The sequence below is a fragment of the Umezawaea sp. NPDC059074 genome, assembly GCF_042738955.1.
GTDB lineage: Bacteria > Actinomycetota > Actinomycetes > Mycobacteriales > Pseudonocardiaceae > Umezawaea.
Genome location: NZ_JBHYHC010000123.1, coordinates 1 through 6,426, shown reverse-complemented (window position 1 = coordinate 6,426; position 6,426 = coordinate 1). Strand labels below are relative to the sequence as shown.

Genomic DNA, 6,426 nt, shown 5'->3' with positions numbered 1-6,426 from the left:
GTGTCGGGGTTTGTGTTACCCACGCCACAACTGGTCACCGTCCTGTAGACCGCTAAAGTGGGGCGTATCGCCCCCCCACACCCTATCCGCCCCTCTTCGCTTTGCTGCTTACGCCGCGGACTTGGCGAGCCAAGCACTCCAGTCGAGAGCCCAGTCGTAGTAGGTCCGGTCGGCTTCCGAGAGCGGGATGCTGGACCCGGTCACGTTCACCGGGTCGCCGGGGATGACCTCGTCGTAGTACAGCTTCGCGTTCTCCGGGGCCAGGTTCGCGCAGCCGTGCGAGACGTTCTCGTTGCCCTGCGCGTACCGCGAGCCCTCGTAGCCGTGCACGTACTCGCCGTTGTACGAGATCTGCACGCCCCACGGGACCTTGACGTCCTTGTAGTCGTACTTGAGGTTCGTCATCGACACCTCGGGCGACTTCGAGATGACAACGTGGATGCCGTTGTGCGTGACGCGGCCGGGGTCGGACTCCAGGCCGTAGCTGGACGGGAAGTCGAACAGCTGCTGGCCGTCCTTGGTGACGACGAACCGGTGGGTCTGCGTGTCGGCGGTCGCGATCAGCGCGCGGCCGATCGTGAAGTGCACCGTCACGTCCTGGCTGCCGTACGCGCCGTCGCCGTGGGGCACGCCGTACAGGTTCGCGTGCACGTCCACCGTGGTGCCGGGCGTCCAGTACGCCTTGGGCCGCCAGTGCACCTCGGTGTCGCTCAGCCACGCCCACGCGCCCTCGGTGGGCACGGAGGTCTCGATCTTCAACGCCTTCTGGACACTGGCCTTGTCGGTGACCGGCGCGGAGAACTCGATCGCGACGGGCATCGCCACGCCGTAGGTCTGGTCGTCGCCGACGTTCAGGCTGCCGCTGATCTGCCGCGCGGGCGTCACGGTCGTGAACGCGCCGGTGATCGGCGCCTCCTTGCCGTCGTTGCCGACGGCCGTGCCGGTCCACGTGTAGGACTTGCCGTACCCGAGCGGCTCACTGGCCACCCAGCTCGTGCCGTCGGCCGCAGGAGCCCCCGCCACCTGCTTGCCGTCGGCGTTGGTCAGTGCCACGGACACGAGCTTGCCCTCCGTGACCGAGACCTTGACCGGTCCGGCCGGGCTCGCGTCCTCGGTGCCGTTGGCGGGCGTCGTGCTGACGGCCATCGGGACCTGCACGGCGACGTTCTTCGCCTGCTGCTCGGTCGCGGCCGTGGTCGCCGACTCCGAGCCGCCGCCGCACCCCGCGACGAGCACCCCGACGGTCAGCACCACCGCTGCCGCCCACCTCTTGCGAATTCCCACTGGGTTCCCCTCCCACCACGCTTTACGCCCTCTCTGACGTGTCGTGGGACTCCGGCGTTGTCCCAGCGGGATTGTGATCCCGGTCACGTAGTGCCGGACTTCGGTGTCGATCATCCGAAGATCGCGGCCACACCACCGGAACCGGCCTGTAGCAGGCCCTTCACCACGGCCGTCGGCACGGTCGCGGAGCGCCCGGTTTGGTCGCTTCGACCTGTAGTCTTCGGCCTCCCCAAGCGATACCCTGGCCTCGCAGGCCGTGGTTTCTGTGTTCGTGTCTCACGCTCGCGGAACAGCACGCGGGCGGACCCTCTTCTCGTTGAGGCAAGCGGAGGAGATGCCCCCGGGACGGCCGGGGGTTGCATGGTGCAACCTCAAGCTTTCCTGCGATGGAGGCAGGTACATGGCACAGGGCACTGTCAAGTGGTTCAACTCCGAAAAGGGCTTCGGCTTCATCGCCCAGGACAACGGCGGCGCTGACGTCTTCGTCCACTACTCGGAGATCCAGGGCAACGGCTTCCGCTCCCTGGACGAGAACCAGCGCGTCGAGTTCGAGGTCGGCCAGGGGCAGAAGGGCCCGCAGGCCCAGAACGTCCGGGCGATCTGAGTCGGTTCAACCGAAGAGGCCCCGCACCGGGATTCCGGTGCGGGGCCTCTTCGCGTGTGTCGGCGGGTCAGAAACCGCGCTGGTGGGCTTCCCACTGCAACCGCTGCATGACCCACTCGGTCGCGAGCGCCTGCGGGGACGTCTGGCGCTCGGCGGCCAGCTCCTTCAGCTGCTCGTTGTCCATGAGGGTCAGGCGGAGCTGGTAGACCTGCGCGGTGCCGAAGCTGGTGCCGGACGCGGTGGTCTCGACGTCGGCGGTCTCCGGTGCCAGCGCGGCGAGGTACGAGGTCAGCTCATCGTCGGCGTCGGCCTCCGGCGTCGCGTCGCCCTCCACCACTTCCTGGTGGGGCGGGCGGTGACGGCCGGACTTCGAACGACCAAGGGACGGTAGGGGCACCGCGATAGGATAACGGTTGGATTGCGGCCACCGTAAAAGTGTGACCCCGGTCACGCTTCGCTCGTGGAGAGGCCCCCGCGCCAGGGGGAGGAACGCGGGGGCCGGAGGGGATCTCCACAGGTGCTGACCGGGGGTGTGTCAGCAATTCGGATTGTTGCACGCGCACCCTCCTCCGGGGAGGGGGTAAAGCGTATTTCTTCAGCTCGCGCGAGGACGGAACCGCTTCAGCCGCAAGCTGTTCGTCACCACGAACACGCTGGAGAAAGCCATCGCGGCCCCCGCGAGCATGGGATTCAGGAAACCGAGTGCCGCCAACGGCAAACCGGCAACGTTGTAGGCGAACGCCCAGAAAAGATTTCCCTTGATGATCCCGAGAGTCCTGCGGGACAAGCGGATCGCGTCCGCGGCCACCAAGAGGTCGCCGCGCACGAGGGTGAGGTCTCCCGCCTCGATGGCCACGTCGCTGCCCGTGCCCATCGCGAGCCCGAGGTCCGCGGCCGCCAGCGCGGGCGCGTCGTTCACGCCGTCGCCGACCATCGCGACGACCTTCCCCTGAGCCTGCAACGCCCGCACTGCGTCGACCTTCTCCGACGGCAGCACGTCCGCGACCACGTCGGCCTCGTCGATGCCGACCTCGGCCGCGACCGCCCGCGCCACCACGGCGTTGTCACCGGTGAGCAGCACCGGCCGCAGCCCGAGCGCGCGCAGCTCCCGCACCGCCGCCGCGCTGGTCGGCTTCACCGTGTCCGTCACCGCGAGCAGGCCGTGGGCCTTCCCGTCGACCGCCACCGCGACGACCGTGCGCCCGGCCCGTTCCGCTTCGTCTGCGGCGTTCTTGAGGCCCGCGGGCAAGTCCACGTCGTGCGCGGCCAGCAGCCGCGGTCGGCCGACGACGACCTCGCGGCCGTCCAGCCTCGCCGTGACGCCGAGGCCCTCGCGGTTGCGGAAGTCGGTGACGTCCGGGAGTTCCCCGACCTCGGCGCCCGCGCCGCGCACGATCGCGGCGGCGATGGGGTGCTCCGAGCCGTTCTCCACCGCGCCCGCGACCCGCAGCAGGTCCGCCCGCTCGACGCCGTCGGCGGTGACCACGTCGACCAGCGCGAGCTTCCCGGCGGTCACGGTGCCGGTCTTGTCCAGGACGATCGTGTCGACGCGGCGGGTCGACTCCAGCACCTCGGGGCCCTTCACCAGGATGCCGAGCTGCGCGCCCCGGCCGGTGCCGACCAGCAGCGCCGTCGGCGTCGCCAGGCCGAGCGCGCACGGGCAGGCGATGACCAGCACGGCCACCGCGGCCGTGACCGCGAACTCGACCGGGCGGCCCACCAGCAGCCACGTCGCCAGCGTCACCAGCGCGATGCCCAGCACGATCGGCACGAACACCGCCGAGATGCGGTCCGCCAGCCGCTGCACCTCCGCCTTGCCCGCCTGCGCCTGCTCCACGAGCGACGCCATCCGGGCCAGCTGGGTGTCCGCGCCGACCTTCGTGGCCCGCACGACCAGCCTGCCGCCCGCGTTGACGGTCCCGCCGACGACGGCGTCGCCCGCGCCGACCTCCACGGGCACCGACTCGCCGGTGACCATCGAGCGGTCGACCGCCGAACTGCCGTCGACGACCACGCCGTCCGTCGCGATCCGCTCGCCGGGCCGCACCACGAACCGCTCGTCGACCCGCAGCGACCCGACCGGCACCCGCACCTCGCGGCCGTCGCGCAGGACCGCGACCTCCTTGGCCCCCAACGCGAGCAGCGCCCGCAGGGCAGCGCCCGCGCTGCGCTTGGACCGCGCTTCGAGCCACCGGCCGAGCAGGAGGAACACGGTCACGCCGACCGCGACCTCCAGGTAGATGTCCGTGGTGGCCGACGGGCGCGGCACGAGGCTGAACTCGTGGACCATGCCGATCATGCCCGCGCCGCCGAACACCAAGGCGTACAACGACCACAGGTAGGCGACGACCACGCCCATGGACACCAGCGTGTCCATGGTGCTCGCGCCGTGGCGCAGGTTCACCGCGGCGGCCCGGTGGAACGGCCAGCCGCACACCCACACCACCGTGCTCGCCAACGCCAGCGAGAACCACTGCCACGCCGGGAACTGGAGCGCCGGGACCATCGACAGCGCGATGACCGGGACGCCCAGCAGCACGGCAAGCTGGAGCCGCAGCCCCAGTTCACCGCTCTCGTTCTCCTCCGGGACGGGGTCCGCGCTCGGCGGCGTGGCCTCGTAGCCCGCGGCCTTGACCGTGGAGACCAGGTCCTCGACCCGCATGCCGACCGGGAACGCCACGCTGGCCTTCTCGGTGGCGTAGTTGACCGACGCGGTCACGCCGTCGAGCTTGTTCAGCTTGCGCTCGATCCGGTTCGCGCAGGACGCGCACGTCATGCCGCCGATGGCCAGCTCGACGCGGTCGTGGGGCCTGGACTCCGTGGTGGTCATGGCGCGATCAGCCGACCAGCTGGTAGCCGGCCTCGGTCACCGCGGCCTTCACCTCGTCCTGGCCCAGCTCGCGGTCGCTGGTCACGGTGACCGCGCCGCTGTCGAGCACGACCGACACGTCGGTGACGCCCGCGAGCTCGGTCAGCTCCTCGGTGACGGAGCTGACGCAGTGCCCGCAGGTCATCCCGGAGACGGTGAAGGTGGCGGTGACGGACATGTGCCGTGGTCCTCTCGATCGTGGAGACGCTGAGTTCACCATACCCCCAGGGGGTACCGGGGTGTCACGGTGCGACTGATCACGCGCTACCCGCTGTGCCCGACCGAGCGCCGAGCGTGACCGTTCGAGTCTACTTAGGAGGGTCGGCCGGGTCCGCGGGGTCGGTCGAGGGCTCGGGTGTCGTCGCCGCGTCGGGCTCTGCCGGTGCGGGCGGCGGCTCGGCGGCGGGCTCGGCCGCGGGTGGCGGCTCGGTGGCGTCCGGCGAGGTGGTGGTCTCGAGCTGCGCCACCTCGCCCTCGATGCGCGCCACGAGCCGGTCCAGCCCGTCGAGCATGTCGTCGAGCTTGCTCATCCGCTCGTCCAGCAGGGCCTCGACGTCGGCCTCCATGTCCGTGATCGACAAGCCGGCGAAGATCGCCTGCGGGTCCAGCGGGGAGGAGTCCGGCGCGGACTCGGGGGTCGGCTCCACGTCAGTCATACGTCCATCCTTCCCCGGTCGTTCAGGCGTGATTCCGCGTGGGCACCTACTGGGAGTGACAGTGAGTCGCGGGGGAATCACTCTCCGGGGGGCTGCGGCGCCCGACCGAGGTCGCTTAGCCTCGCGCCAACCTCAAGTCGGGGAGGGTGTCATGAGCGGGTCCCTAGAAGTCCGCCAGTTCCTGTGGACGCAGGACGACGGTTTGTCCAGGCAGGCAGCGGGCGGCGTCCCCGCCCAACGATCAGGGGAGCCCTCGCGGATCTCCGACCAGCAGGTGCACCGAGCACGCTTGGCGGTGGCCCGAGGCGCGGTGGACGCGGAGGACTGCCGCCTCCTGCTGGACATGCTCGGCCTGTCGCCAGGCGAGGACGGGGGCCCCACACCCGTTCAGAGGTAGCCCAGCGGACCTCCGACGGGCGCGCACACGTCCGTCGGAGCCCATTTCCGCAGATCAGCCGATAAGTGGGACCCCGTTTTGGAGTAATGGGGACTTGTGTTCTATGCTTACGGAGCTTCCAACGGACAGCGGTTGGAGGGCCCGAGACAGAGGGTGGCCCACACAAGGGCTGCCGGAAGTTGCAAGGGTCCCCATCGTCTAGCGGCCTAGGACCCCGCCCTTTCAAGGCGGTAGCACGGGTTCGAATCCCGTTGGGGGCACGTGTTAGGCTAGAAAAGTGACAAGCTAGACTGCACGAAGAGATTAACAGCAAGGCCCAGTGGCGCAGTTGGTTAGCGCGTCGCCCTGTCACGGCGAAGGTCGCGGGTTCGAGTCCCGTCTGGGTCGCTATAGCGTTCGGTCAAATCCCGGCCGCTACATGGCCAGGTAGCTCAGTTGGTACGAGCGACCGCCTGAAAAGCGGTAGGTCGGCGGTTCGACCCCGCCCCTGGCCACTCGACATCGGGACAGCCCTGTCTGCGGAAATCGCAGACAGGGCTGTCTCGTTCTGTGCGCCTCTGGGGCTCTCGCCCCAGTCGCCCACGGCGGGCGGGGGTGGGCCGCCGCGACCCCCCGC

Annotated in this window: 7 protein-coding genes and 3 tRNA genes; 5 read left to right on the top strand and 5 right to left on the bottom strand. The window is 69.9% G+C overall.

Annotation, left to right across the window (positions count from 1 at the left end; translation table 11 throughout):
* Window positions 1-108: 108 nt before the first annotated feature.
* Window positions 109-1,284, bottom strand: coding sequence for an Ig-like domain-containing protein (locus ACFWW9_RS36440; protein ID WP_390386888.1), 1,176 nt, complete (start codon window positions 1,282-1,284; stop codon window positions 109-111).
* A gap of 400 nt (window positions 1,285-1,684) precedes the next feature.
* On the opposite strand from ACFWW9_RS36440, the gene ACFWW9_RS36435 reads away from it, so the two are divergent.
* Window positions 1,685-1,888 carry a cold-shock protein gene (locus tag ACFWW9_RS36435; RefSeq protein ID WP_106186934.1) on the top strand — a complete coding sequence of 68 codons (204 nt, stop codon included), beginning with the start codon at window positions 1,685-1,687 and terminating at the stop codon, window positions 1,886-1,888.
* Window positions 1,889-1,955: 67 nt separating this feature from the next.
* Here ACFWW9_RS36435 and ACFWW9_RS36430 read toward each other — a convergent pair whose 3' ends face one another.
* From ACFWW9_RS36430 to ACFWW9_RS36415, 4 genes are all read right to left on the bottom strand, one after another.
* Window positions 1,956-2,285 carry a hypothetical protein gene (locus tag ACFWW9_RS36430; protein WP_390386886.1) on the bottom strand — a complete coding sequence of 110 codons (330 nt, stop codon included), beginning with the start codon at window positions 2,283-2,285 and terminating at the stop codon, window positions 1,956-1,958.
* A gap of 198 nt (window positions 2,286-2,483) precedes the next feature.
* Entirely contained in the window at window positions 2,484-4,718 is a 2,235-nt protein-coding gene (locus ACFWW9_RS36425; RefSeq protein ID WP_390386885.1) for a heavy metal translocating P-type ATPase, read from the bottom strand.
* 7 nt (window positions 4,719-4,725) lie between these two features.
* A complete protein-coding gene (locus tag ACFWW9_RS36420; RefSeq protein WP_390386884.1) occupies window positions 4,726-4,935 on the bottom strand; it encodes a heavy-metal-associated domain-containing protein in 210 nt (69 codons plus the stop codon).
* 130 nt (window positions 4,936-5,065) lie between these two features.
* Complete coding sequence (locus tag ACFWW9_RS36415) at window positions 5,066-5,413, bottom strand: hypothetical protein (RefSeq protein ID WP_390386883.1); 348 nt, start codon at window positions 5,411-5,413, stop codon at window positions 5,066-5,068.
* A gap of 151 nt (window positions 5,414-5,564) precedes the next feature.
* On the opposite strand from ACFWW9_RS36415, the gene ACFWW9_RS36410 reads away from it, so the two are divergent.
* From ACFWW9_RS36410 to ACFWW9_RS36395, 4 genes are all read left to right on the top strand, one after another.
* A complete protein-coding gene (locus ACFWW9_RS36410) occupies window positions 5,565-5,810 on the top strand; it encodes a hypothetical protein (protein ID WP_390386882.1) in 246 nt (81 codons plus the stop codon).
* 187 nt (window positions 5,811-5,997) lie between these two features.
* Window positions 5,998-6,070, top strand: a tRNA-Glu gene (locus tag ACFWW9_RS36405).
* Between the two features lie 53 nt (window positions 6,071-6,123).
* Window positions 6,124-6,197: transfer RNA gene (locus ACFWW9_RS36400), tRNA-Asp, on the top strand.
* Window positions 6,198-6,230: 33 nt separating this feature from the next.
* Window positions 6,231-6,304 (top strand) — tRNA-Phe (locus ACFWW9_RS36395).
* The last annotated feature ends 122 nt before the right edge of the window (window positions 6,305-6,426 follow it).

What these genes read in the sequence shown, in the direction of transcription:
- ACFWW9_RS36435 (WP_106186934.1), top strand. Translation starts at nt 1,685, where the DNA reads ATGGCACAGGGCACTGTCAAGTGGTTCAACTCCGAAAAGGGCTTCGGC.
- ACFWW9_RS36425 (WP_390386885.1), bottom strand. Translation starts at nt 4,718, where the DNA reads ATGACCACCACGGAGTCCAGGCCCCACGACCGCGTCGAGCTGGCCATC.
- ACFWW9_RS36420 (WP_390386884.1), bottom strand. Translation starts at nt 4,935, where the DNA reads ATGTCCGTCACCGCCACCTTCACCGTCTCCGGGATGACCTGCGGGCAC.
- ACFWW9_RS36415 (WP_390386883.1), bottom strand. Translation starts at nt 5,413, where the DNA reads ATGACTGACGTGGAGCCGACCCCCGAGTCCGCGCCGGACTCCTCCCCG.
- ACFWW9_RS36410 (WP_390386882.1), top strand. Translation starts at nt 5,565, where the DNA reads ATGAGCGGGTCCCTAGAAGTCCGCCAGTTCCTGTGGACGCAGGACGAC.